This is a genomic window from Nocardia neocaledoniensis (genome assembly GCF_003182135.1).
Lineage (GTDB): Bacteria > Actinomycetota > Actinomycetes > Mycobacteriales > Mycobacteriaceae > Nocardia > Nocardia neocaledoniensis.
This window is the reverse complement of the sequence record NZ_QGTL01000002.1, coordinates 763,698-787,809: the sequence shown is the minus strand read 5'-3', so window position 1 is coordinate 787,809 and position 24,112 is coordinate 763,698. Positions and strand designations below refer to the sequence as shown.

Annotated in this window: 22 protein-coding genes and 1 tRNA gene; 9 read left to right on the top strand and 14 right to left on the bottom strand. The window is 69.1% G+C overall.

The features are described 5' to 3' along the window. Positions 1-32: 32 nt before the first annotated feature. The 6 genes from DFR69_RS08000 to DFR69_RS07975 all read right to left on the bottom strand — a co-directional run bounded on the left by DFR69_RS08000 (position 33) and on the right by DFR69_RS07975 (position 7,663). The gene (locus tag DFR69_RS08000; RefSeq protein WP_110036756.1) at positions 33-1,466 is read right to left on the bottom strand and encodes a cutinase family protein; all 1,434 of its coding nucleotides are present in this window, start codon (positions 1,464-1,466) and stop codon (positions 33-35) included. Between the two features lie 29 nt (positions 1,467-1,495). Continuing rightward, positions 1,496-2,503: a C40 family peptidase gene (locus tag DFR69_RS07995; RefSeq protein WP_110036755.1), complete on the bottom strand. Its 1,008-nt coding sequence runs from the start codon at positions 2,501-2,503 to the stop codon at positions 1,496-1,498. Between the two features lie 7 nt (positions 2,504-2,510). Continuing rightward, the gene (locus DFR69_RS07990) at positions 2,511-3,413 is read right to left on the bottom strand and encodes a replication-relaxation family protein (RefSeq protein ID WP_167456189.1); all 903 of its coding nucleotides are present in this window, start codon (positions 3,411-3,413) and stop codon (positions 2,511-2,513) included. Positions 3,414-3,520: 107 nt separating this feature from the next. Continuing rightward, positions 3,521-5,959, bottom strand: a complete 2,439-nt coding sequence (locus DFR69_RS07985; RefSeq protein ID WP_110036753.1) for a type IV secretory system conjugative DNA transfer family protein — start codon at positions 5,957-5,959, stop codon at positions 3,521-3,523. Then, positions 5,956-6,972 (bottom strand): TRM11 family SAM-dependent methyltransferase, encoded by a 1,017-nt coding sequence (locus tag DFR69_RS07980; RefSeq protein WP_110036752.1) that lies wholly within the window; start codon positions 6,970-6,972, stop codon positions 5,956-5,958. Before DFR69_RS07980 ends, DFR69_RS07985 begins: the two co-directional genes overlap by 4 nt. Positions 6,973-7,021: 49 nt before the next feature. Continuing rightward, positions 7,022-7,663 (bottom strand): hypothetical protein, encoded by a 642-nt coding sequence (locus tag DFR69_RS07975; protein ID WP_146229222.1) that lies wholly within the window; start codon positions 7,661-7,663, stop codon positions 7,022-7,024. Positions 7,664-8,153: 490 nt separating this feature from the next. Between DFR69_RS07975 and DFR69_RS07970 the strand changes: the two genes are divergently transcribed. Beyond that, positions 8,154-9,071, top strand: a complete 918-nt coding sequence (locus DFR69_RS07970; RefSeq protein ID WP_146229221.1) for a hypothetical protein — start codon at positions 8,154-8,156, stop codon at positions 9,069-9,071. Next, the gene (locus tag DFR69_RS07965; protein ID WP_244198142.1) at positions 9,068-9,460 is read left to right on the top strand and encodes a pilin; all 393 of its coding nucleotides are present in this window, start codon (positions 9,068-9,070) and stop codon (positions 9,458-9,460) included. The genes DFR69_RS07970 and DFR69_RS07965 overlap by 4 nt, the downstream gene beginning before the upstream one ends. On the opposite strand, the gene DFR69_RS33870 is transcribed toward DFR69_RS07965, so the two are convergent. Beyond that, entirely contained in the window at positions 9,447-9,803 is a 357-nt protein-coding gene (locus DFR69_RS33870) for a hypothetical protein (RefSeq protein ID WP_146229220.1), read from the bottom strand. The genes DFR69_RS07965 and DFR69_RS33870 overlap by 14 nt on opposite strands. On the opposite strand from DFR69_RS33870, the gene DFR69_RS07960 reads away from it, so the two are divergent. From DFR69_RS07960 to DFR69_RS07945, 4 genes are all read left to right on the top strand, one after another. Further along, positions 9,793-11,331: a TrbL/VirB6 family protein gene (locus DFR69_RS07960; protein WP_146229219.1), complete on the top strand. Its 1,539-nt coding sequence runs from the start codon at positions 9,793-9,795 to the stop codon at positions 11,329-11,331. The genes DFR69_RS33870 and DFR69_RS07960 overlap by 11 nt on opposite strands. Then, on the top strand, positions 11,328-14,273 hold the full coding sequence (locus tag DFR69_RS07955; protein ID WP_110036748.1) for a PrgI family protein: 2,946 nt from the start codon (positions 11,328-11,330) through the stop codon (positions 14,271-14,273). Before DFR69_RS07960 ends, DFR69_RS07955 begins: the two co-directional genes overlap by 4 nt. A 411-nt stretch (positions 14,274-14,684) precedes the next feature. Beyond that, a complete protein-coding gene (locus DFR69_RS07950) occupies positions 14,685-14,924 on the top strand; it encodes a helix-turn-helix domain-containing protein (RefSeq protein ID WP_208643926.1) in 240 nt (79 codons plus the stop codon). A gap of 28 nt (positions 14,925-14,952) precedes the next feature. After that, the gene (locus DFR69_RS07945) at positions 14,953-16,254 is read left to right on the top strand and encodes a tyrosine-type recombinase/integrase (protein WP_167456188.1); all 1,302 of its coding nucleotides are present in this window, start codon (positions 14,953-14,955) and stop codon (positions 16,252-16,254) included. A gap of 104 nt (positions 16,255-16,358) precedes the next feature. On the opposite strand, the gene DFR69_RS07940 is transcribed toward DFR69_RS07945, so the two are convergent. The 3 genes from DFR69_RS07940 to DFR69_RS07930 form a co-directional block, all read right to left on the bottom strand. Beyond that, a tRNA-Leu gene (locus tag DFR69_RS07940) sits at positions 16,359-16,435 on the bottom strand. Between the two features lie 104 nt (positions 16,436-16,539). Continuing rightward, a complete protein-coding gene (locus DFR69_RS07935; RefSeq protein ID WP_110036746.1) occupies positions 16,540-18,045 on the bottom strand; it encodes an amino acid permease in 1,506 nt (501 codons plus the stop codon). Positions 18,046-18,094: 49 nt separating this feature from the next. After that, positions 18,095-19,582, bottom strand: a complete 1,488-nt coding sequence (locus DFR69_RS07930) for a peptide MFS transporter (protein WP_244198141.1) — start codon at positions 19,580-19,582, stop codon at positions 18,095-18,097. 160 nt (positions 19,583-19,742) lie between these two features. Between DFR69_RS07930 and DFR69_RS07925 the strand changes: the two genes are divergently transcribed. After that, on the top strand, positions 19,743-20,183 hold the full coding sequence (locus tag DFR69_RS07925; RefSeq protein ID WP_110036745.1) for an SRPBCC family protein: 441 nt from the start codon (positions 19,743-19,745) through the stop codon (positions 20,181-20,183). 1 nt (position 20,184) lies between these two features. Here the strand turns inward: DFR69_RS07925 and DFR69_RS07920 are convergent, their stop codons facing one another. The 3 genes from DFR69_RS07920 to DFR69_RS07915 form a co-directional block, all read right to left on the bottom strand. Beyond that, positions 20,185-20,400 (bottom strand): hypothetical protein, encoded by a 216-nt coding sequence (locus DFR69_RS07920; RefSeq protein WP_110036744.1) that lies wholly within the window; start codon positions 20,398-20,400, stop codon positions 20,185-20,187. A gap of 27 nt (positions 20,401-20,427) precedes the next feature. Next, positions 20,428-20,583 (bottom strand): DUF6131 family protein, encoded by a 156-nt coding sequence (locus tag DFR69_RS34370; RefSeq protein WP_167456187.1) that lies wholly within the window; start codon positions 20,581-20,583, stop codon positions 20,428-20,430. Positions 20,584-20,700: 117 nt separating this feature from the next. Beyond that, the gene (locus DFR69_RS07915) at positions 20,701-21,285 is read right to left on the bottom strand and encodes a TetR/AcrR family transcriptional regulator (protein WP_110036743.1); all 585 of its coding nucleotides are present in this window, start codon (positions 21,283-21,285) and stop codon (positions 20,701-20,703) included. A 63-nt stretch (positions 21,286-21,348) separates the two neighbouring features. Here DFR69_RS07915 and DFR69_RS07910 point away from each other — a divergent pair, with 63 nt between their 5' ends. Further along, on the top strand, positions 21,349-22,917 hold the full coding sequence (locus DFR69_RS07910; RefSeq protein ID WP_110036742.1) for a GMC oxidoreductase: 1,569 nt from the start codon (positions 21,349-21,351) through the stop codon (positions 22,915-22,917). Between the two features lie 21 nt (positions 22,918-22,938). Then, positions 22,939-23,760, top strand: coding sequence for a hypothetical protein (locus DFR69_RS07905; protein WP_110036741.1), 822 nt, complete (start codon positions 22,939-22,941; stop codon positions 23,758-23,760). Positions 23,761-23,818: 58 nt separating this feature from the next. Here DFR69_RS07905 and DFR69_RS33865 read toward each other — a convergent pair whose 3' ends face one another. Beyond that, positions 23,819-24,103, bottom strand: coding sequence for a hypothetical protein (locus DFR69_RS33865; RefSeq protein WP_146229218.1), 285 nt, complete (start codon positions 24,101-24,103; stop codon positions 23,819-23,821). Positions 24,104-24,112: the final 9 nt, after the last annotated feature.

Genomic DNA, 24,112 nt, shown 5'->3' with positions numbered 1-24,112 from the left:
GTTTCCTGTGCGCTGTACGTGGACGGCGCGGGCTACTTGCTGCGGTCGATGGCCTGGGCGATCCAGTCGGTCAGTACGGGGGCGGCGGTGTTGTAGCCGGTGGCGTCGAACGGGGCCGTGTGGCCGTCCTGGGTGGCCGGAACGGCGGTGCCCGTAGCGGTGCCCGCCGTGCCCGTCCCGCTGGTGGTGGCGGTGTAGGTGTTGGTCAGGGTGGGGAACTGCCCGCCGGTGAACGCTGCGGCGGCGGCCGAGACGAGATCGGCGGCGACCGGTGCCAGCCCGGTCAGCGCCTGCACCGCCGCGACCGGATCACCCTCGGCGAGGGATTCCACAGCGGTCCAAGCGATCTCCTGCGCGCGGCCGACATCGGTGGCGATACGCGAGATGTCGAGTCCGGCCAGGACACCAACGATCTCGGCAGCGATCGCCGCGACCCCGGTGGTGTCCAGTGGCGCGGCCAGCGCCAGCGCCCGCGCGACCAGGCGCAGGTCGAGTCCATCGGCGAGCTCGATCAGCGGGGCGAACTGGTTGTTCAGGTCGCCGGAGACGCGGTGCACGCCGCGCACGTCTCCAGCGGTGACCAGTCCGGTCAGCTGGGCGAGGTCGTTGATGATCGCGGGCACGTTCGCGGTGAAACTGGCAAGCCCGTTCAGAACGGTGACGACCTGGGCCAGGACCTGGGACACGCTGATCTGCCCGGTCGAGTCCGACCCGATGCTGATGATCGGTGTGCTCGTCGTGGTGGCTGGGGCTTTCGTCGTGGTGGTGGGCGAGGCGCTGCTGGTCGGGGCCGGTGGGGTGGTGGTTGTCGTGGTGGCGGTGGTGAGGGCGCGGCTCACCGCGGCGAGGACGGGCGAGGACTCGGTGGTGGTCGAGCAGTAGCTGTCGCCTTCGAGGCACAGGGTGCGGACCCGGTCGGTCAGCTCGCCGAAGCCCTGCGCGCGTGGCCCGGTGACGCCCTGGCCGGAGACCGGGGTGCCGAGCTGGGCGGTGGCCGGGTCGCGGCGCGGGTCCGAGACGAGTGCGACGGCGACGACGCGGGAGACAGGGATCGGGCCGCCTCGGTTGCCGAGGGTGGTGGCGAGGTCGCCGGCGACCTCGGCGCCCTGGCCGTAGCCGGCCAAAACGACTCGCGTGTCCGAGCACAGCCCCTTCACCGCCGCGGTGAGGTCGGCTTGGCTCACCGAACCCGCACCGGCGGAGGGCGCGAGTGTGCGGACCTCGATATCGGTGCCGTAGCGGGTGGTCAGTGAGTCCCCGAGCTGGGTGAGGATCCCGATTGTGTTCTGCCCGCTGGTCGAGGTTGTCTCGTAGGTGCCCGGTGTCAGCAGCGCGGTCCAGCGCGGGCACTGGGCTGTGGTCTGGCTGGGGGTGGGTTCTGCGGTGACGACACCGGCCGTCATGGTGGTCGCGGTGACGGCCGCGCACAGGGCGATGTGCACGGTTCGAGAGTGGTTGTGGCGCATGGAGGTTCTCCGTTCGACGGTGGTGGTGTTCAGGGCGCGGCGGGCGAGGTGTTGTTGTGGGCGGGGGTGGGTCGGGTGGCGGTGTAGTAGTCATCGCCGTCCCACCGGTAGGGCGAGACCTGGACGGGTTCGTTGAAGGTGGGTGCGTGCACCATCTGGCCTGCGCCGAGGTAGATGCCGACGTGGTGGACATCGCCGCCGGTGCTGTAGAAGACGAGGTCTCCGGGGGAGAGCTGGTCCTCGGGTATCGGTGTGCCGGTGTGGACCTGGTCGTAGGTGGTGCGCGGGATGGAGATCCCGGCTGAGCGGTAGGCGGCCTGGGTGAGCCCCGAGCAGTCCCAGCCGCCGTTCACCTCGGGCCCGTTACCGCCCCACACATACGGCAGGCCGAGCTGCGCGCAGGCGAACGAGATCACTTGCGCGGCTGTCGGGTTCGGCGGTGAGGCGGTGGCGCAGTCGCCGCCGGAGGAGTCGGGTGTGGTGGTGCGGTAGCGGACCGCTTGGTCGAGGACCTGGTTGACGTACCAGTCGGCGTGGTTGTAGGCGAAGATCGCGCTGTACATGTCCTCGGGCGCACCGGAATCGCACAGGTAGAACGCGGCGGCATGGATGGCGTCGGACGGGTTGTAGCGCGAGGGTGGGCTCGCCCCACCAGTGGGAAGGGGATGGCGCGAGACAACGGAGTCGAACGTCGGGGCGAGGAACTGCATCGGGCCGCCAGCCCCGGAGGCGTTCTCGCCGGAGGACACCCCCGGCAGGGTGGAGCGGCCGTGGTCGGTCTCGATCTTGCCGATCGCGGCGAGCACCGACCAGTCGAGCCCGGGGCAGTCCCCGGCGGCGGCTTGGTAGAGCACGAGCATCTCGGCCGGGATGTCCTGGACGGCTTCGGGACTCGGGATCGAACCGGTGCCGGTCGAGGCACCCGGGGCAGGGGCGAGCGCCTGGTCGAACACCACGACGGCGCTGACCACGGTCGCGATGACGACCGTGAGGAACACAAACCCGGCGAACCCTGCCCCGAGTGCCTTGACCAGCATCGCTAGCTCACCAGTCCTCGATAGCCGGTGGCCGGGGCGAGGGCGGGGCCAGCGCGACTACCCCGGCCGAGGGTGCCCAGGTCGGTTCGGACTCGTCGCCGGTCTCCGGGGCGGTGCGCGTCGGCCAGACGCCGGTGAGCCCGTGCAGGGGCTGGCGGCCGGTGTCGGTGTGCAGTGGCAGCCACACCGCTTCGGCCGGGCTCGCGGTGAGACCGGATGCGAGGAGGTCGGCGGCAGCGGTGGCGACGGGTACCGCGCCGGGGTCGGGCAGCCGCTCCCACGTCCGGCGCAATGCCGCGCGGGCGTTCGCCTCACGGTTGGTGGTCGGCACCCACAGCAGCACTGGTGTCACGACGCCGGTGGTGCGGGCCAGCTCGGCGAACCCGTGCAGTTTGGCCGCGACACGTGACAGGGCGGTGGAGCCGAGGTCGTATTCGAGGTAGAAGTCGAGGAGGTCCTCGCCGCGGGTGTAGCGGCCGAAGGCGTCGGGTCGGGCGAGATCACCCCAGAGGCGTTGGCAGCGGGTCTGCGACCACCACCGAGACACCTGCCCGCCGCCGGGCCGGGTGATGAGGGCGGTGAACCAGTCAGCGACGCCCAGGGCGTGCTTCAAATGCAGGCTGTGGGCAACCGCGAGCGCGGTCTGATGGTTGTAGCCGAGTTCACGGACCTTACTCCCGGCCTCGCCGGCCAGCACCGAGGCTCCGGCGGGGGCGAGGGTCCAGTGGTAAGGCGAGCTGCCCTTGCTGCGCCAGGGCCGGAACCGGTCCAGGACTCCGTAGTCGTAGAGGACGGCCAGGCGGCGGCGGGCGAGTTTGGCGGTCGGGAACGCGAGCGCGGCGAGGTGGTCGGTGGTCAGGACGCGGTGTTCGTGGACCATACGCAGGATCCAGCGGTCGCGCCCGGTCAACCCACCTACGATCGGGCGCGGTTCGCGCGCCCGGTGGGGGCGAGGCTCACGGGTGTCAGCCTGGCGTTCAGGCTTGGGGATGGAGATCATCAGTGCGGCAACCTTTCTCAGAGACGGGCGCGGGCAGCGGCGGCGATCTCGCGGGCACGGCCCGGGATCGGCGGGTCCAGTGGCCGGGTGGTGAGGGTGAACGGGCGCGCGTTGCGGCCGTCGACCAGCAGGCGGGCGGCGGCGTGAAAGGCGTCCAGGTGCGACAGGTCGTGCTCGGACAGCCACGGCTCTGTGTGTCGGGCCAGGTCCCGGGCGTCGTCGGGTGACACGGCGAAGATCACCTTGTTGCGGGCATTGGCCGAGATGCCGTCGCGCAGTTCGCGCGAGAGCTGGCCAAGGTTCTGGTGCGCCAGCAGCAGCGACAGGCGCAGTCCTCGGGCTTCGGCGAGCATGTCCTCGATCGGTGTCGACAGGTTGAGGAAGTTCTGGGCCTCGTCGAGCACGAGCGCGGCGTCGGGCCGGTCGGCAGACGGCACCCGGGCGCGGGCGGTGACGGCTTGCCAGGTGCGTGCCACCAGTAGCGACCCGACCAGGCGCGAGGTTTCTTCGCCGAGTGAGCCTTTCGGCAAGCGTGCGAGGCAGATGCCGCCGTTGTCGAGGATGTCGGCGAACTCGACCGTGGAGGGTCCGCCCGCGATGGCTGCGCGGACGAACGGTCGCAGCAGGAACGCGCGCAGCTTGTTCAGTAGTGGGCCGGTGAGTTGGGCGCGGCCGGTGTCGGAGAGCTGCTCGTAGGAGTCCCAGAACCCGCGAAGGACGGGGTCTTTGGCGGTTTGGGTGATGCGGGAGCGGAAGGCGGGCTCGGTGAGCAGGCGGGGCAGGTCGGCCAGGGTCGCAGTGCCGGGTTGCGCGCAGAGGGTGAGCAGGCTGGCGCGCATGATGTCGTCGGTGCGCGGCCCCCACCACTGGTGAAAGATCCGGTGGAAAACGGTGACGAGGTTGTCGACCGCGAGGTCCATTCCCGCGCGCCCGATCCGGCCGATATCGAGCGGATTCACGCACGGCGGCGGGGCGGGGGAGTCGGCATCGAACAGCACCACCCGCTCACCCATCCGCGACGGCAGCCGCGACAAGACATCGGTGACGAGGTCGCCTTTCGGGTCGATGACGATCACTCCGCGCCCGGCCTCGGCGTCATCGAGGATCGTGCGCGCCAGCAACGTCGACTTGCCGACACCGGTGGGGCCGAGGATGTGCAGGTGATGGCGTGCGTCGGAGACTTTGACCGCGACCGGGCGGCGAGTACCGGTGTCCGCCATCCCCAGCGGCTTCGTGTGTTGCCCGCCGACCGGGATCTCCGGGGCCGGGGGCAGGGCGCGAGCCCCGGCGCGCTGCAGACCGGGTAGCCCGTCGTCGGTGGGCAGATGCGCGATCGTGGCCAGCTCCGGCACCGACAGCACGTCTCCACGCCCGAGACGCCGCTGCCGGATCAACCGCTCCAGTCGGAAGGGGCGACGGCGACGCCGGTAGTAGTTGTGATCGGTGCAGGCCCCGAACACCGTGGCCAAAGCATCGGCGCGCCCACGTGCTACTGCCCGTGCCTGCGCGGTCGAGTCGATGTCGCCGGGATCGTCGGAGACCGGGATCGAGGCGGCGTAGCGGACGACCGTCTCCCAGTGCGCGCCTCGGGCTTTGGCCGCTGCCGCGCGTGCGGCGGCACTGTACTCCAGCGACGTCTGACGGTCGGTCGCCCGCCCGCCGCCGACACCACCGGCGGCGGAGCGTGAGCGGGCGCTGCTCGCACCGGGCGTGAGCAGGTTGAGGGCCTCGCGCAGCAGTCCCGCCACGACCCCGGCCCGAGCACCCGTGCTCGCCGCGGCACGGGTGGCTCGGGCGACGCGGCGGCCGGTGACCGGTCGGGCGAGGATCTGCACGCAGGTGGCCTGGCCGGGACCGAGGTCGTCGGCGGCGGTGATCAGCTGGCGCACCAGATCACCGGTGTGATCGGTACTCAAGGGGAGCCCTTCGCGGCGCCCGAGCCGCAACTCGCCCCCGGCCACCACCCGCCGCACCCCCTTCACCGAGGTCGGCAGCGGTGGTCGGGCGGGTTCGAGGGTGTCGGTGTGCGCGCCGGGCCACGCCGAGGCGATGGCCCGTTCGATCAACCCGGGTGGGACCGCGCCCGGCACCCAGAGCCGGATCGCCGCGCCTTCCTCCGGGGTGACGGTGTACTCGAACCCGATATGCGGCTGCCCCAACACCACCCGCGCCCAGGCCGGACGGAGCTGCCCGATGAGGTGCGCCCAGAAGGTGAGTGCGCCTTTGGCATCGACCTCCGGTGGGGTGAGCACGGTGATCTGGCGAGCCCGTGCACTCAGCCGGCGTCGCCGCCACCGGAGCGTGAGATGTGCCGCGGCGAGCACCGTGACACCGGCTGCGATCACGACCAGCCCATCGGTGGGCACGAGCGCGTGGTCGAGGGTTTCGCGGAGGTCGGCCAGGGCCCGGCCGGGCGCGAGAAGCGCCCGGCCCAGCCATCCCTGCTCGGGATTCACGCGGCCACCGATCCCGGGCCGGTGATCTCGGTGGTCGGCAGCGTCGCCGCGCTGCCGAACGGGAAACGGCCCGCCGCGCGGTGGCGTGCGGTCGCCTCCTCGGCCTCGGGTTTGCGCAGGATGATGACGTCCTCGTGGGCGATGAGGTGCATCGGCAGCCCGGCCGCGCGTTGCTTGACGATGAAGTCGCGCTGGAAGAACGAGCTGCGGGCGACGAGTTCGCCCTCGGTGAGACGCCCGAGTAGCGCCACGCACCGCTCGACCGGCACCAGTCCGGCGAGCTCGCCGCAGGTGTAGAGGTGGGCGGGCAAAGGTACGAGCTCGGCGTGCTGACGCCACGGCCGCGCGGTGATCACCACATACCCGCCCGGCGCGAGGTATTCGGCGGCCCCGGCCAGGATCTTGGTGAACCCCGAGAGCAGGCGGCCGAGGCCGACGTTGGCGAGATTGCCTCGGTCCAGGAGCTGGCCGTAGCGGTGGTTCTTCTTGAGCACCGGGTCTTTGCGGTTGGCGCGCACATGCCCGTGCAGAGAATCGCCGTACGGCGGAGAGGTGATGACCAGGCGCGCCTGCCCACGGAGCTCGGCCGGGATGAGATCACCGAGTTTGCGGGCGTCGCCGTGGAAGACGTCCGCGGCGAGATCGATCCCAGCCTGGCGGGCGAGCTCGATGTTGGTGCGCGCCAACTGCGCCCACTGCGACTCGTATTCCACACCGACCGCGCGGCGGCCCAGGTGCAAGGACTCGACCAGGGTGGTGCCGATCCCGCACATCGGATCCAGGACGAGGTCCCCGGGCCGGGTGTAGGTGTTCACGGCGTGGGCGACGATGGCGGGAAACATCTTGGCCGGATGAGCGGTGCTGTCGGGGTGATACCGGCCCCGGCGCTGCGCGGTGGGCGCGGTCTGCGCGATGGCCCACACCGACACCGGCGCGACGGCCGGGCCGGTCTGTGCGGGGCTGCTGGAGTCGATGGCGGTGGTGGCGGTGGTGGTGGTCGGTTCGAGCGTCATTCGGGTGTCCTTCACGTGAGAGTTCCGGTGGGGTGCAGAGCGTGTGGGTTCAGCCGTGGGCGGGCTGGAGGAAGACGAAGACGTCGGTGTGCGCGACGGCGTGACGCGCGGCCCCCGACGGTGTCGGCGAGGCGGGCGCGGTGATCTGGTGCCCGGCGATCGGGGCGGCGATGATGTGCTGGAGATAGAGCAGATCGGCGGACTGCGCGGCGGCCACGACCGACCCGGCCGGGTCGAACAAGGTCCCGGAGTCGCTGTGTCGGCAGCGGGAGAAAACGACCAGCAACCCACCCAACGCGAGGACTTCGGTCGCCAGCGCGGTGATGTGTTCGGCGGCGGCGATCGGGTCGAGCTGATCGGCGAGCAGGCTCGCGACAACCAGATCCACCGGCTCCCCGGACCATGTCCGGCCGGTGGGTGCGTCGAGACCGTGACGGCCCAGATCCCCGACCGTCGACAGTGCGGCGGCGGTGTCGGACTCGATGATCCGCAGCGTGCCGCGCCCGGTGGGGGCGGGCCAGCCCAGCAGCATCACCCTCGCGCCCGGCGCGGAGAATTCGGTGATCGTGTGGACCAGAGCACGGTCGGGCCAGCGGTCGTCAGGGTCCAAGGGTTCAGACCCCAGCGCCCACAGAGTCGAGGGGATCGCCACGGCGGCGGTGGAACGGGGTCGGCGGGAACTGGCGGGCATTGCGGCCTCCTGTGAGAGAGCGGTGTGTACTCGCTTACTTCCGCCAAAAAGCCGAAATCGGGACACCGAACCCGAAACTTTTTCCTGAGAATTTCGTGAGCGACAATCGGTCGCCGAGATGCCTCTGAGAAGGGAACGGTCGAGAATTTTTTCGAGATTTTTCGCCACTGTTTGCCGCGCCGGATGTTGATCTATCCGCACCGCATCCGCGCCACACCCGGATCGCACCCGCAGCGCACCCAAACCACACCCAAACCACATCCGTACGCGGATATACACAGGTAAGGCGTGGATGTGCGCGACATCCGCTGTGCGGCCGGAGCCGGCTCTCCGGTGATTGCTACAGGTTCGCTGTGTAGGTGCGGATGTGTTTTGGGTGTGGTTCAGGTGTTTCGCGGGTGTGTTTTGGGGGTGGTTTGGGTGCGTTTCGGATATGGGTGCGAGCTGTCCTTGGGAGGTCGGAACTTTCGATCGATCAAGGAGATTTGTGGTGACGAATTCACGCGTCGCGAATTATCGGGGGCCTGCCGGTATATCGGGCTCGCCGTTGGCGGTGGCGTGGGCGGGCTTCGACCGGCTCGCCCACCAGACCCTGCCCGCCGATCCGCACCCGCTGCCGCCCGCCCTCGTCGCCCCGATACGGACGTGGGGGCAGTTGCGCGAGCAGCTGTGGGATCCGGCGACGCCGATGGCCGAGGTCGACGCGATCTGGGTATGGCTGCTGCGCCGAGTCCGCGCCGAGGGCGACGACGCGATGCTGGTGTGCGCCGGGCTGGCCGCGCCGATGCTGTCACGGACCGCCAGCGAGTACGTCGGCGTGACCAACACCGCCCGCCACGACATCGAGTCCGAAATCCTGACCGCTTTCCTGACCCACCTGCCGCGCGTGGGCCTGGACGAGCCCGGAGTCTGGCATCGGCTGCGGTGGGGTGCCTACCGCGCCGTCCTCAAAGCGGCAACCCAACAGCGAACCGGCGCGACGGTCGTCGGAGACATCGACGCCGACCTCGCTGGAGCGGGGCAGCAGGTCCGGGCTATCGGAGCCGGGCCGGGCCATCCCGAGGCAGTCCTGACCCAAGCAGTAGCGGCCGGGGTGATCTCTGCCGATGCCGCCGAACTCATCGCCGCGACGCGGTGGGAGGGCCGGTCACTGACCGCGCTGGCCGCCGAACGTGGTGTGTCGCTGTGGAAGTTGCGCAAGGCGCGGCCCCGCGCCGAGCGTGCACTGCTGGCGTGGCTGTCCGATCGCGCCCGCGACATCGACCCGGACCGCACCAGCACGGTCGAAGCCGAGGCGGTCACCGCCCTCACACCACCGGATAGGTCACCGCGGCGAGGTCGCCGGCCGAACCGGCACTCGGTCACTCCGACACCGTCGAGCACCGAGCACGGGCAGGTCGCGGCATGAACACCAACCACGGACACCTCAACCAGACACCACAGTCGCCTCGGCACGGGCGGCGTTGGCTGCGGATGCTCGCGGCGGCGACGAGCGTGGCGCTGCTGGTCCTGCTCGCCGGATCCGCTTCGGCGACACCACCACACACCGAGGTGCTGGCCATCGCCTCCTCTCTGGGCGAGGTGATCGACAACGCCCGCAACTGGTTAGTGGGCATCCTGGCCGGGCTCGCGACCTTGTTTCTGACCATCGCAGGAGCCCGCTATCTGCTCGGCGGCGGTGATCCCAGCGAGATCGAGAAGGCCAAAACCGCCTTCCGCGCCGCGTGCGTGGGATACGCGCTGGCGATGCTGGCACCGGTCATCGTCGCGGTCCTGAAGTCCATCATCGGAGCCTGACCGTGACCACCTCGGCCCAGACACCACCCGCCCCCACCCGGTTCACACCGGCCGCGCGCCTCGCTGCCGCCAGCACAACAGCGGTGCTCGCCGCCGTCCTGATCGTGCTCACCGGTTCCGGCGGGGCCACCGCCCAACCCACCACGCCGACACCGACTCCGCCGGTGACCACCGCACCGGCGACACCCGCGCCGACCACCACGCCACCGCCCACGACAACGCGCCGATGGGTGACACCACCCTCGACCACCGCCCCGCCGACAACGACCGCGCCCGGCACAACAGCGCCAGCACCGGCACCCGGATCTGGGTCGGGCTCGGCGGAGTGCGGGGTGACCAACATCAATAAGTGCGTGGAGAACGCCGTCGACGGATTCTTCCGGCGCATCGTGGAGACCTCACTCAACCCGCTGCTGGAACTGCTGTCGCAAACCCTGCTCACCACACCAGAACCCGGGCAGATCCCCGAGATCGGGGTGTTGTGGAACCAGTCGTGGCAGATCGTGCTCGCCCTCTACGTGCTGGTCGTGATGGCTGCCGGGGTGCTGCTGATGATGCGCGAGACCGTCCAAACCCAATGGTCGATCCGCGACCTCGCCCCCCGCCTGGTCGTCGGATTCGCCGCCGGGGGGTTGAGCATGATGATCGCCACCGCCGGAATCGGTTTCGCCAACGCCCTCGCCGGTGCCCTCGCCGGAGACGGTGTCGACTCGGGCTCGGCCGCCGACGCGCTGGCCGAGTTGGCGTTCACCAGTACCCAGAGCCTCGGTGTCCTCGTTCTGTTACAGCTGGCGCTGTCGGTGATGCTGCTCGTGCTGATCATCAGCTACCTCGTGCGGGTGACGATCACGATCTTGCTGATCGTGGGCGCACCGCTGGCGTTGATGTGTCACGGGCTGCCTGGCCTCGACGGTGTTGCGCGCTGGTGGTGGCGCTCGTTCGCCGCCTGCCTCGCGGTCCAGGTGGTGCAATCACTGACGTTGGTGACCGTGCTGCGGGTCATGCTCCGTCCCGGCGGCTGGTACGTGTTCGGGCCCGACGCCAACGAGATCGCGGACCTCACTGTCGCTTTGGCGTTGATGTTCGTGTTGATCAAGACCCCGATGTGGTTGCTGTCGGTGCTCAAGATCGGGCAGGGGCGCAGCTTCCTCGGGTCGATCGTGCGCGGGTTTCTCGCCTACAAGACCCTCGGGATGCTCAAAGGTGCCACCGCGAGCAGTGCCCGCACCGCTGCCTCGGGGACATCGGCACGGCGAAGTACGCGACCTGTCCGTGCCCCACGAGCACCTCGCAGTGCCGCCAGCAGTGGGCCGCCCGATCCGTACGCGCGGGTGCGTTCGACCCGCGACGGGCAGCTCATGCTGCCCCTGGAAGGTGTCCGCCGGGTTGCCCGGCAACCCAGCCAGACACCGGTCCAGGCGAGTGGCACGCCACCGCCGCGCCCGAATCGGTCGGCGAGGGGACGGCAGCTCGCGTTCGACTTCACCCCGCCGGACCCGTATCGGGGCATCCGCGCCGGGGCCGGGGGACAGTACCCGCTCCCGATCCCGGTGCGCCGGGTCCGCCCAACACCACCGCCACCCGAGCTGCCGCCGCAGCGGCCCGGTCGCCGGGCGACACCGCAACAGCTCGCCTTCGACTTCTCCGAACCCAGCCCGCCCGACCCGTACGCGCGTGTTCGCCCGAACCGTAGCGGCCAGTACCCGCTGCCGTTCCCGGTCACCCGGGTCAGACCCGTTGCACCGCCACCGAACCCACCACAACCACCCGCACCGGCACGTCCAGCAGGACGGCAGCTGCATCTGCCCATGCCGGATCTGCCCGTGCGCCGCCGAGCGCCCCGCGCACCGAGAGGAGGAACCCTGAAATGAGCACTATCGTGCGCATCCCTGCCGACGTCGACCGCTCCGACCGGCTGCTGGGCCCGTTCACCGCCCGCCAGCTCACTGTCCTGGCCACCACTGCCGCGCTGTTGTATTCGACCTGGACCGCGACCCGAACCGTGGTGCCTCTGCCGGTGTTCGCCGCCACTGCTGCCCTGGTGTTCGTCGTTGTCGCGGTCGCGGTCCTCACCCGCCGCGATGGCCTGTCGGCGGATCTGCTGCTCGTGGCTGCCGTTCGTCATCGCCTGCGCCCACGCCACCTCGTCCGGTCACACGGCACTACTCGGGCCCACGCACCGCGCTGGATCACTACCCGCACCAACAGTCGACGTCCCCGGCTACCAGTGTCCTCGGAACTGTCGGCGACTCAGGCCCGCCTGCCCGAGTCGGTGTCGAGCAGCGGCAGCGGCGGGGTCGGGGTGATCGACCTCGGCGCCGACGGCCTCGCCGCCATCGCCGTCGCCGGAACCCTCAACCTGTCGCTGCGGACCCCGGCCGAACAAGACAGTCTCGTCGGCCAGCTCGCGGGCTGGCTGCACACCCTGCGCCAACCCGTACAGATCCTCATCCGCTCGGCCCGCCTGGACTTGACCGAACACATCACCGGCCTGCACACCGCCGCCACCCAGATGTCGGCCGACCTCGCCGCGGCAGCCCTCGACCACGCCGACCACCTCGCGACACTCGCCGCCCACGAAGACCCGGTCCACCGGCAGGTGCTGCTCGTCTGGCGCGAACACACCGAGACCGTGGCGACCAGCGGGCTGCGTGCCCGGCTCCCAGGACAGCGCCGCGCCCGGTCCACGCTCTCCGGCGGTGCGCGCCGCGCGGCCGAGTCCCGGTTGCTGCGCCGGATGAACGAGGCCGCCGACGTGCTGTCGCCGCTGGGGATCTCGGTGACCGCCCTCGACCACGACGCCGCGACCGCTGTGCTGGCCAGTTGCACCAACCCCGGGGGGTTGGTCTCGGCCGCCGCAGACATCACCCCCGCCGACACTGTCATCAGCACCGACCCAGATACTCCGACGCCGGACCCGTTTGCCGGGGACGGGCTCGACCGGTTCGCCCCGGAATCTCTGACCATCGGCACCCGGCACCTCGAGATCGGCTCGGATTGGAGTGCGACTCTCGCGGTGACCGGCTACCCGCGCGAGGTGACGGCCGGCTGGCTCGCGCCCCTGCTGTCGCACCCGGGCAGAGTCGAGGTCGCCGTCCATGTCGAGCCGGTCGACCCGGCCACCGCCGCGACCCGACTGCGCCGCCAGCAGGCCCGCCTCGAATCTTCCCGAATGCACGACCTGGGCCGAGGCCGTCTCACCGATCCGCAGGTCGATGTCGCGGTAGAGGACGCCGCCGACCTTTCCGCGCGCGTCGCCCGCGCCGAGGCCAGGCTGTTCCGCGTCGGGGTGTACCTGACCGTGCATGCCGCCTCGGAATCCGAGTTGGCCGACGAGGTGGCTGCCGTTCGCGCGTTGGCGGCGAGTCTGCTCGTGGATACCTGCACGCTGTCCTACCGGGCAGCGCAGGCGTGGGTGACGACGTTGCCGCTCGGACTCGATCTGATCCGGGTCCAGCGGACCTTCGACACCAGCGCCCTCGCCGCGGCGTTCCCCTTCGACTCCCCGCAACTGCCCGCCGCCGACCCCGCCCAGGCCGAACGCCCGCAAGGTGTGCTCTACGGCCGCGACGCCGCCTCGGGACTGTTGTTCGTGGACCGATTCGGGACCGAGGCCCACAACCACAACCTCGTCGTCCTCGGCCGCTCGGGCGCGGGCAAGTCCTACCTGGTCAAAACCGAGATACTGCGGGCGTTGTATCGCGGGATCGAGCAGGTCGTGATCGATCCCGAGGACGAATACCGGCGCCTGAGCGAGGCCGTGGGCGGCACCAACATCCGCCTCGGCGCACCCGGAGTCCGGCTCAACCCGTTCGACCTGGAAGTCCACACCCGCCCCGACGGCCGACGCAGCGCCCCAACCGACGCTCTCGTCCGCCGGAAGCTGTTTGTGCACACCCTGATCCAGGTGCTGATGGGGGACCAGAGCGCCGCGCAGCGCGCCGCCCTTGACGCCGCCCTGGCGGCCACTTACACCGCCGCTGGGATCACCGACGACCCCGCCACCTGGACCGGACCCGCGCCGACCCTGAGCGACCTGCGCGACCAACTCGACCAGTTGGCCTCGCCCGCCGCCCTCGAGCTGGCCGCCGGGTTGCACCCCTACGTCGGGGACGGCGCGTACGCGGGGTTGATCGACGGGCCGACCACGACCGAACCCGAGGGCGGAATGATCGTGTTCTCGCTCCGGGAGCTGCCCGACGAGCTGAAAACCATCGGCACCCTCCTCGTGCTGGATGCCACCTGGCGGCGAGTGGCGAACCCTGGCCTGCGGCGGCCCCGCATGATCACCGTGGACGAGGCATGGCTGCTGCTGCGCCAACCAGCCGGAGCCGCGTTTCTGTTCCGGGCAGCCAAGAGCTTCCGCAAGCACTGGGCCGGACTCACCGTCGCGACCCAGGACTGCGCGGACGTGTGCTCGACGGAGCTGGGGCGCGCGATCATCTCCAACGCCGCGACCCAGATCCTGCTGCGCCAGGCACCTCAAGCCATCGACGAGGTCGCCACGGCCTTTCACCTCTCCGACGGTGAGCAACAGTTCCTGCTCTCCGCCGCACGGGGTTCGGGACTGCTCGCCGTCGGCGGCACCGACCGCGCGGTCTTCGGATCTCTCGCCTCACCCACCGAGAACGCCCTCATCACCACTTCTCCGGAGTTCCTGGCCGCCCTAGCCGACGACCGCGACACCGACATCGATATCGACTCACCACCGCTACGACCGAGGAACGGGTCCAGTACCTCGACCCGTGAGCGCGATGAGCCGATTTCTCACACGCCGCCCGTCGATTCGGCCGTTAACCATCTCCTCGGATGACGGCAACCCCGGCCGCGATCGCCACGCCAAGTCACCACGTACGCCCCGCCAAGCTTGGTATCTACCACCGCTAGTGAACCTGCCAATGCGCGTCCACCCCTTCAGATCGGCCCCTATCCGCCGAATCGCACACCGGTCGGCCCAATAGCTAGAACATGCCGTCGGTCCGGCAGAAGCATAGGAGGAGAAGGCATTTGACGATATGCCCGTCATGGAGCGTTCATGGACCATTGTTGGCATTCCGGCCATCGCTCCACAACGTCAGAATTCAGGAATAGCGAAACCTGTCATATCACCAATTATCCGGTTGGTGAGATGACTTGAACGAAAGGCAAAGTGTTGAGGGACAATGCACACTCCAGTCGAACGGTAGTCACGGGGCTACGTCAGGCAAACGGCCAGCGGCGATCAGTGACTGACGAGGATGAGCCGATTTCCTTGGATTCCGACTATCGGCCCTGGCTCACCCGCAAAGAAGCTGCTGTTTACATGGGAATTCACCCTCGCACGCTGGCGAACTGGGCCGCCACAGGGCGCGGTCCACGCTACTCGAAGCCATCAGGCAGCTCGTGCATGTACCGGCTCGATGACCTGGATGCGTTCCTCGAGTCGCGCTTGGTGCACACCTACGACCAGCCCGAAGCCGCCTGACTCTCATCGCAACGAATGGAGAACGCCCGTGCCGCGACCAGCAACCGAACTCGGCAGTTATGGCGACATCGGAACCAAAGAACAGCCCGACGGGAATTGGCGAGCATGGGCCACATTCCGTGGATATGACGGCAAAGGAAGGGTGGTCGACGCCTATGAGAAGACAGAGAGCAAAGCTAAATCGGCGCTGCGGAAGAAGTTGGCAGCTCGGCAGAAGCAGTACAAGGGCCAAGCGCGTGCGAAGGTCACGCGTGACACCCGACTCTCGGCTTTGATGGACATGTGGCTCGCCGAAGTGCGACACGATGAGGGTGTCGATCAGCAATCATATGACCGATACGAGGCGGAGATAGAAGCCAGCACCGACAAACGCGCGAAGAAGGACGCGATCAAACTCCGCCCTGCCTTGGGCAATCTGCGTGTCTGGGAAGCGGACACAGGTCGACTCGATGAGCATATCCAGTCCGTCGTGGCTGCGGGTCTGATTCCGAAGGCTCGCCGTCAGAAGACAATCCTGAGCGGGATCATGGGTCTCGCAGTGCGATACGGTGCCCTGCCCGAAAATCCAGTACGCGATACGTCTCGCCTGCGCAGGCGCACACCCAAGCCCCAGATCATCGATCGGGAACGTCTCGACGGCCTTCGTGGGCAACTTCGAGAGTGGTTGGCAGGAAAAGATGTTCCGGGAACCCCGAAGTACACGCACGGACCGAGACGTGATCCGCTCATCGTGGATATCGCTGACCTGATCCTGGGCTCGGGGATCCGCCCCGGTGAGGCACTAGCGGCTTCCTGGGATCAGTTCGACCTCGAAGCGAACCCTGCGACGTTCACCATCACAGCGACCGTGGTGAGACTAAAAGGCAAAGGGCTATTCCGGCAGGAATGGACCAAGTCCGACGCGGGTCGGCGAATCGTCACCCTGCCCGCGTTCGCCGTCGACATGCTGAAGCGGCTGCAAGCCGACCACGCCCACGGACGGATGTGCGCGGTGAAAGGGCTTCGAGAGGTGGGCGGCAAAGTCGAGGAGGTAGACGACAAGACGGCGCTCGTGTTCCCTGGGCGCGGTGGCGTACTGCGCGATCCCCACAACTTCAACCGGACGTGGCGGGCCGCGCGCGGCACCGTCTACAAGGACATCACCCAATACACGTTCCGCAGGACGGTCGCCACCTTGATCGCCGAGGAAGCGGACGCGAAGACCGCCGCCAAGCAACTCGGCCAATCCCGGGAAGCGGTCACCGAGCGGCACTACATCGCGTCGGCGGAGCTGGCCCCGGACTCGTCGGCTGTGTTGGAGAAGGGACTGGGTAGGGGTTCCGCCGCATGATCGGGCGGATGACGGCCGATCCCCGGGAATTCTTGGCGTATTTTTGGTCGCAGCCCGTGGCTTGCGGGATTTCGCCGCAGGCGACCGGTGCTGACCAGGCATGTTGGTGCCCCCACAGGGACTCGAACCCTGACTTGGCGGATTTTAAGTCCGCTGCCTCTGCCAATTGGGCTATAGGGGCGTCTCGGACAGCCTAGCGACTCGTACGGGTGTACCGGAATTTTGGCAGGGAACCCGGTCGGTCCGGCGTGTCGCGGGGGACCACGCCGGACCGACCGGGCGGTACTAGTCGGTGGTGCGCTTGCCGAGGAGGGAGTGGCGGCGGCCGTAGGCGAAGTAGACGGCGATGCCGATGGCCATCCAGACGATGAAGCGGATCCAGGTGTCGACCGAGAGGTTGACCATCAGCCAGAGGCAGGCCAGCACGGCCAGGATCGGGATGACGGGAACCCACGGCACGCGGAAACCGCGGGGCAGGTCGGGGCGGGTGCGCCGCAGCACGAGCACGCCCACCGAGACCAGCACGAAGGCGAACAGGGTGCCGATGTTCACCATCTCCTCGAGCGTGCCGAAGTCGACGAAACCGGCCAGCACGCAGCAGATCACGCCGACGATGGCGGTGAGCCGCACCGGGGTGCCGCGCTTGCCGGTGTGGGCCAGCCAGCGCGGCAGCAGCCCGTCGCGCGACATGGCGAACAGCACGCGGGTCTGGCCGAGGAACAGCACCATGACGACGGTGGTCAGGCCGGCCAGCGCGCCGATGGAGATGATGTTCTTGGCCCAGTGCACGCCGTGTAGCTCGAAAGCCGTTGCCAGCGTGGCATTCTCGCCGGCGAGGTCGGTGTAGGGCACCATGCCGGTGAGCACCAGGGTCACCGCGACGTAGAGCACGGTGACGATGAGCAGCGAACCGAGGATGCCGCGCGGCACCGCCTTCTGCGGGTTCTTGGTCTCCTCGGCGGCGGTCGCGACGACGTCGAAGCCGATGAACGCGAAGAACACCAGGCTCGCGGCGGCGAGCAGGCCGTACCAGCCGAAGTTGGTGTCACCGGCGCCGGTGACGAACGAGAACAGCGACTGGTGCAGGCCGCTGGCGCCGTCCTCGGCGGGCTGCGACGGCGGGATGTAGGGGCTCAGGTTCGACGCCTTGAAGTACGTGATGCCCAGCACCAGCACCAGCGCGATGACGCCGAGCTTGATCGCCACCGCGATCGCCGACACGCGCGAGGACACCTTGGTGCCGATCGCCAGCAGCACGCCGAGCACGGCGAGCAGGGTGACGGCGCCCCAGTCGAAGGTGACCGAGCCCAACTGCACGGTGGCCGTCTCGAACCCGAAGACCGTGCCGAGGTACTGCGACCAGCCCTTGGCCACCACCGAGGCGGCGAGCGCGAATTCGAGGATGAGGTCCCAGCCGATGATCCAGGCCACCAGCTCGCCGAAGGTCGCGTAGGAGTAGGTGTAGGCACTACCGGCCACCGGCACGGTCGAGGCGAACTCGGCGTAACAGACCGCGGTGAGGCCGCAGGCGATCGCGGCGAACACGAACGCCAGCGAGACCGACGGGCCTGCCACATTGCCCGCGGTGCGCGCGGTCAGCGTGAAGATGCCCGCGCCGACAACCACCGCGACGCCGAAGATCGTGAGATCCCAGGCCGTCAGATCCTTGCGGAGTTTGGAATCGGGCTCGTCGGTGTCGAGGATGGACTGCTCGACGGATTTCGTTCGGAACAACCCGCTCGCGCGGGTCGATGGGCGACCCACCCCAGGTGTGGCTTCCGGTGTCGGCACGGTCTTTCTCCTTCTGTGCGAACGTCTTCGGGGAGTACCCGGACGCAGGTCAGTGCACGCCCTGCATGTGGCGTTTGATCCAGGGCGCGCACGCGACCACGACGAGGCCCGCCGCGATGGCGGCGGCGCCACTGATGCCGAAGTAGGCGCTCTCGCTGTCGGGGCTGTAGTAGCGGGCCAGGGTACCCGCCATCGAGGTGCCGATGCCCACCGAGAAGAAGTACAGCGCCATCATCTGCGAGCGGAACGCGGCGGGTGCGAGATGGGTGGTGACGGCGAGGCCGATGGGCGAGAGCAGCAGTTCCGAGACCGCGAAGCCGCCGAGGATGGCGAACACCGCGAGCACCGGCACCGTCTTGCCGTCGAAGCCGCTCAGCAGCGCGAACAGCCAGAACGCGATGCCCATGCCGATGACGCCCAGCGCGAACTTGATCGGCGTGCTCGGCGCCCGGTTGCCCAGCTTGGTCCACATCAGCGCGAACAGCGGCGAGAGCGTGATGATCCAGACCGGCTCCACCGAGCCGATCCAGCTGGCCGGCGCCTCCCAGCCGAAGATGCGCCAGTCGACGCGCTCGTCGGAGTACACCGCGAGCATGGTGAACATCTGCTGGAACAGCGACCAGAACACCGCGTTGGCGAGGAACAGCGGGATGAACGCGCGCACCCGCGTGCGCTCGAGCTGGGTCACCTTGGCGCTGGTGAGCATCACCGCGAAGTACACGATCGAGGCGACGACGATGACGCCGGTGGTGACGTCGGAGAGGTTGTCCAGGGTGATCAGCCCGGCCAGCGCGGCGACCACCACGACGACCGCGGCGACGGCGACACCGATCAGCACCGGCGTCAGCTCGCGGCGGGTGATCGGGTTGGGCACCTCGCGTCCGTGCGTGCCGAGATTGCGCCGGAAGACCGCGTACTGGGTGAGTCCGAGCGCCATGCCGACCGCGGCGGCGCCGAAGCCCACGTGGAAGCCCCATTCGCGCTGCAACAGGCCGGTGAGCAGCGGGCCGACGAACGCGCCGAGGTTGATGCCGAGATAGAACAGCGTGAAGCCGCCGTCGACGCGCGCGTCCGAGGGCGCGTAGAGCGTGCCGAGCAGCGAGGAGGCGTTGGCCTTCAACGCGCCGCTGCCGAACGCGACGAGCACCAGACCGACCCCGACGCCGGTCAGTCCGGGCAGGATGGCCAGCGCGAGGTGACCGGCCATCACCACGACACCGCCGTAGAAGACGGTGCGCTCCATGCCCAGCACCCGGTCGGCAATCCAGCCGCCGACCACGGTGGACAGGTAGACCAGGCCGCCGTAGGCGCCCACGATGCCGAGCGCGGTGCTCTGTTCGAGGCCGAGGCCGCCGTCGGTGGTCGAGTAGTAGAGGTAGTAGCCCAGGATCGTGAGCATGCCGTAGAAGGAGAAACGCTCCCACAGCTCGACGCCGAACAGGTTGGTCAAACCGATCGGGTGGCCGAAGAAGGTGTGTTCGGCCGCCCTGTCGGCGGGGCCGGGCGGGTCGCTCAGCCGCGTTTCTTCCGTGGACATAGGGGAACGATCCCACGTCGGCTCGGTGTACAGCAATTTTCCCGCATCTTTACGATGTCGGCGTGCCGTGTCGCTCACCCCGGCGCGCGCGCCGGGCGCGGGTGGCACGCGCCGATTACGCTGGAGTGGCCGCACTTCCGCGACCGACGAGGATTCAGACATGCTGACTGCCGAGGTCACCGTGCCGGTGGACCCGTCGGCCGCGTTCGCCACGCTGGCCGACGGGTGGCTCTACGCGAGCTGGGTGGTCGGCGCCTCGCACATCGGCGAAGTGGACCCGGACTGGCCCGCGGTGGGCAGCCGGATCCACTATCGCTTCGGGCTCTGGCCGGTGCTGATCAGCGACACCACGGTGGTGCGCGCGGTCGACCCACCGCACCGCCTCGAGTTGGAGGCGCGGCTGTGGTCGGTGGGCTCGGCCTGGATCCGGCTCACCCTCGCCGAGGCCGAGCCGGGGCACACCACCATCAGGATGACCGAGCGCGCGTCCGGCGGACCAGCTCAGCTGATCCCCGGACTGGCCCAGGACCTCGTCTTCGCCGCCCGCAACCAGGAGTCGCTGGACCGGCTGGCGAACCTGATCAGGGCCCGCGCTCAGTGACCTACTGGCTGGGCTCCGGCAGCGCGCAGTCGTCCACCTTGGGATTGACGCCCATATAGTTCAGCGGACCGGCGATGATCGTCACCGCGATGGTGCCGAGCGTCGCGCAGTTCTGCTCCCGATCGGTGTAGTAGCCGCGCTGCCCACCGGCGACGACGCCGATGATCAGCCACAGCAGCACGAGGATCGAGACTATTCGGGGCACATTCGCCGTCATGACACTTCCTCCTGGAGTCGAGCTGGGTCAGAAGTAGTGACGGCGGCCGCCGACCGGGCGTCCCACGCTGCCCGCGAGGGCCAGGACGACACCGATCACCAGCAGGATCACGCCCACGGTGGAGAGCAAGGAGATGCCGAAAACGAGTCCGGCGATGAGGAGTACTGCGCCGAGAAGGATCATGGAACTCACCTGTTCGCTATGGGATCTACGTCGAGATCGCGGCGGAACCTCCGTCGCATGGTGCGTATGCCCCGCAATTCCGAGGCGAAACAGGTATCGCTTGCGCGGGAACGGATGTCAGCGTCCGCCGCGGCGTGCGGCGCTCGCGTTGTCGGCGGTCATCCGGTAGGCCGTGCGCTCCATCGTGGAGCGGATCTCGGTGATCGGCAGGGTGCCCGCCGCGAACCGCCCGATCAGCGCCAGCGCCATGTTTCCCATGATCAGACCCAGGTCGGCGAGGTAGTCGGAGTCGAGTCCGCGCAGGGCGGCCTCGGCGGCCGGGAGCACGGCGAGCAGACCCTGGGTGTCGAGGCGCTCGCCGCCGGGACCGGTGCGCGCGTGGTGGTAGGCCTCGAGCATCTTGGGATTGCGCTCCCACGGCTCGAAGACGCTGCGCAGCACCCGGATCAGGGTCTCGCGCACGGATTCGCCGGGCTCGGGTGGGGCCACGTCGGCGTAGGCGTTGGCATCCATCCACTGGGCGAGCGCGGTGATGATCAGCTCGTCCCTGGTGCGGAAGAGCCGGTAGATCTTGGCCAGCGACACGTGGGCGCGCGCGGCGACGGTGCGCAGCTGGACCGCCTCGTACCCCTCGGTGTTCAGCAGGTCCAGCACCACCGCGACGATCTTCGCCGAGGCGTCGGAATCGGTCTCCCTGGCCACCGGTGAATGGTAACGTCGCCGACCGGTAACACGGTTACCACTCCTCTGACGAAGGTTTCCCGCATGTCGAAATTGAGCCGCCGCGCCCTGCTCACCGGGGCTGCCGCCGCAGGTCTGACCCTCGCCACCACTCGGACAGCCGCCGCGCGCGTCCCGAGTACCACCGAGGAACACCGCGTGGTGGTGATCGGCTCCGGCTTCGGCGGCGGCGTGACCGCCCTGCGCCTGGCCGAGGCCGGCGTGCCGGTGCTGCTGCTCGAGCGCGGCAGGCGCTGGCCGACCGGTCCCAATGCTCAGACCTTCCCCCTGGCCACCAACCCCGACAAGCGCATGCTCTGGTACCGGTCCGACCCGATGGTGTTCGGCCGCCCGCTGGTCTTCGAGCCGTATGCCGGTCTGGTGGAAGCCGTTCCGGGCGCCGGGATGACCGCGCTGTGCGCCGCCGGCCTCGGCGGTGGCTCGCTGATCTACCAGGGCATGTCCCTGCAACCGACGCGTGAGGTGTTCGAGACGCACTTCCCGGCCGGGCTGGACTGGGACCGGATGGACCGGGTCCACTACCCGCGCGTGGCCCGCATGCTCGGCCTGGCCACCGCGCCGGACGAACTGGTCAACCACGAGAACTACACCGCGGCACGCGTTTTCGCCGAGCGCGTGCGCGCCGCCGGACTGCCGCTCGCCAAGATCCCGATGCCGATCGACTGGAACTACGCCCTGGCCGAACTACGGGGCGAGATGGCGCCGTCCTACACCAACGGTGACGGTGCGATGGGTGTGAACAACGGCGGCAAGCATTCCGTCGACGTCACCTACCTCGCCGCCGCCGAGGCGACCGGCCTCGTGGAGGTGCGCACGCTGCACGAGGTGACCGACATCGAGCGCGCCGCCGACGGCCGCTGGGTGGTACGCGTGAACCGCATCGACACCGCCGGAAACGTGCTGGAGAACAAGGTGATCGCCACCAAGGCCCTGGTTCTCGCGGCAGGCAGCCTCAACACCACCCGCCTGCTCGTGCGCGCCGGCGCCACCGGCGGGATCGCCGACCTGCCCGACGAACTCGGCCGCGGCTGGGGCACCAACGCCGACCGCATCTACGTCTGGCGCGACCCCGCCGCCGGATTCGGTGCGGCCCAGGGCGGCCCGGTCGTCTACGGCAGCAAGAACTGGGACGACCCGCATTCCGCCTTCACCGTCATCCAGGCATCGATCCCGTCCCTGCCCGTCGACCCCGGCGCCACCATGCTCGTCGGCTACGGAGTCAGTTCCAGCCGAGGCGAATTCGTCTACGACTCCCGCACCGACGCCGCCACCCTGCACTGGCCAGGCGACGGCGACCACGCCATCCAGAACAACCACATCGACCCCACCGTCCGCCGCATCGCAGGCCCCGCCAGCACTCTGATCGACACCAACACCCTGTTCCCCTCCACCTGGCACCCCCTGGGCGGCGCCAACATGGGCACCGTCTGCGACCTCGACGGCCGAGTCCACGGCCAACGCGGCCTCTACGTCCTCGACGGCGCCCTCATGCCAGGCAACACCGCCGCCTGCAACCCGTCGATGACCATCGCCGCCCTCGCCGAACGGGCCTTGGAAAACCTGGTCCGCACGGACGTGGGCACAATCATCTGACCGATCGATAGGCTGGCGGCTATGAATCCGGGTTCGCGCTCGCTCCCGACTCGCGATGAAGCGCTGCGGATCGCACGCGACCACGCGAACGATCCCGACTCCCTCGTCCCTTATCCGCATCCGGGGCTCGAAACCGCCCGCCACGGCGGCGGTTTCGCATACCTGCAAACGATCCGAACCGATGACGGTGACCTCGACGGCTACGTTCTGGTGACCACGGAAGGACGCGGCAGCGGACTGCTGTCGCGGGCCGAACGCACCATCGACATGGTGATCGATGAACATCTGGCGCGCGCCGAACACGCCAACAGATACATCGCCGACAGTGAGCTCTCTGTGGCACACCGCGCGGCGATGGCGGCGTACGACGCCGGGCTCACGCGGATCGACGAGTTGCCGGGTCGAGACGCGCTCGACCCCGAGACCGCCGACCATGCCGAGTACCTCCTCATCGCCCTGCGCAGGTACAAGATCGCGGGCTCCGCACGGAGTTTCTTCGCCCGCGACGATCAGCTGATGCGCGAACGGGAAGCCGGACGTCGATACACGCAACCCTGCCCGCTCTGCGCGCGAGCCGCGGTCCACGACCCGCGATATCCGCGCGCGGTCTGTGACCACTGCCGAGGTCGCACCACCGACCGTGCCGGTCGACGGGTGACCGGCTTCAATGTCGACTTCTCCGGCGGCATGATCGCCTACTTCACGGGCGACAGTGGTGCCCAGCGAGAAGAATGCGTCGAGGTCACCCGCACTGGTAGGTGTTTCATCGATGGCCGTCCGGCGACCATGCGGGAAGGCCGTTTCGGGGGGATCGTCATCGAAGCGGCGACCGAGGAGAGCTAGGGGTTCAGCGGACTGAGCCGAGGCCGCGGCGCGCAAACGTGCGCGCCGCGGCGGGCGATCAGCCGACCGAGCCGGGGAACGGCGGCGGGAAGACGGCGGAGCCCGTGCCGGGGAGGGGTTGGGGGGCCGAGGAGCCGAGGTCGGCGTCGAAGGAGCCGGCGCCGCTGCCCACGTCGACCGAGCCCGCGCTGCCGGTGGGTGGGCCGATCTGGACCGAGCCCGAGGGGAGCAGGTCCCAGTCGAGGCCGCCGATGGCGTTGGCGGTGCCCGCGGCGCCGAGGACGGCCGCGGCGGCGATCAGGGCCGAAAGCCCCGCGCGCGTGGTGGATCTGGGGATGGACATGGGGGGATA

Coding starts and splice junctions, on each gene's coding strand:
- DFR69_RS08000 (WP_110036756.1), bottom strand. CDS start 1,466: ATGCGCCACAACCACTCTCGAACCGTGCACATCGCCCTGTGCGCGGCC.
- DFR69_RS07995 (WP_110036755.1), bottom strand. CDS start 2,503: ATGCTGGTCAAGGCACTCGGGGCAGGGTTCGCCGGGTTTGTGTTCCTC.
- DFR69_RS07980 (WP_110036752.1), bottom strand. CDS start 6,972: ATGACGCTCGAACCGACCACCACCACCGCCACCACCGCCATCGACTCC.
- DFR69_RS07975 (WP_146229222.1), bottom strand. CDS start 7,663: ATGCCCGCCAGTTCCCGCCGACCCCGTTCCACCGCCGCCGTGGCGATC.
- DFR69_RS07965 (WP_244198142.1), top strand. CDS start 9,068: ATGAACACCAACCACGGACACCTCAACCAGACACCACAGTCGCCTCGG.
- DFR69_RS33870 (WP_146229220.1), bottom strand. CDS start 9,803: ATGTTGGTCACCCCGCACTCCGCCGAGCCCGACCCAGATCCGGGTGCC.
- DFR69_RS07955 (WP_110036748.1), top strand. CDS start 11,328: ATGAGCACTATCGTGCGCATCCCTGCCGACGTCGACCGCTCCGACCGG.
- DFR69_RS07930 (WP_244198141.1), bottom strand. CDS start 19,582: ATGTCCACGGAAGAAACGCGGCTGAGCGACCCGCCCGGCCCCGCCGAC.
- DFR69_RS07925 (WP_110036745.1), top strand. CDS start 19,743: ATGCTGACTGCCGAGGTCACCGTGCCGGTGGACCCGTCGGCCGCGTTC.
- DFR69_RS07920 (WP_110036744.1), bottom strand. CDS start 20,400: ATGACGGCGAATGTGCCCCGAATAGTCTCGATCCTCGTGCTGCTGTGG.
- DFR69_RS34370 (WP_167456187.1), bottom strand. CDS start 20,583: ATGATCCTTCTCGGCGCAGTACTCCTCATCGCCGGACTCGTTTTCGGC.
- DFR69_RS07910 (WP_110036742.1), top strand. CDS start 21,349: ATGTCGAAATTGAGCCGCCGCGCCCTGCTCACCGGGGCTGCCGCCGCA.
- DFR69_RS07905 (WP_110036741.1), top strand. CDS start 22,939: ATGAATCCGGGTTCGCGCTCGCTCCCGACTCGCGATGAAGCGCTGCGG.
- DFR69_RS33865 (WP_146229218.1), bottom strand. CDS start 24,103: ATGTCCATCCCCAGATCCACCACGCGCGCGGGGCTTTCGGCCCTGATC.